This is a genomic window from Pseudoalteromonas sp. T1lg21 (assembly GCF_002964625.1).
Taxonomy (GTDB): domain Bacteria; phylum Pseudomonadota; class Gammaproteobacteria; order Enterobacterales; family Alteromonadaceae; genus Pseudoalteromonas; species Pseudoalteromonas gelatinilytica.
Genome location: NZ_PQBX01000018.1, coordinates 1 through 209, shown reverse-complemented (window position 1 = coordinate 209; position 209 = coordinate 1). Strand labels below are relative to the sequence as shown.

The window sequence follows — 209 nt, the reverse complement described above, 5'->3', positions numbered from 1 at the left end:
GATGCGAATAAATCTGTCGAGTTAGCTTATAAAGAGTTTTGTCGTAAAGGTTTTTGCGAAATATCTGGTCGTATGAATATGACCGAAGCTGACCAATTGATAGCGAAGACCGTCAGCCAAGACGGTGATATGTTGATCAGGCATATAGACAACGCACCTAATAAGTTTGGTTATGCTTTTCAGCTTATAGAAGCTGATTTGCTCGATGT

Annotated in this window: 1 protein-coding gene; it reads left to right on the top strand. The window is 39.7% G+C overall.

Annotation, left to right across the window (positions count from 1 at the left end):
* Positions 1-209 (top strand): phage portal protein (locus C2M25_RS06515; protein ID WP_158679687.1); only part of this gene is annotated, 209 nt, incomplete at both ends.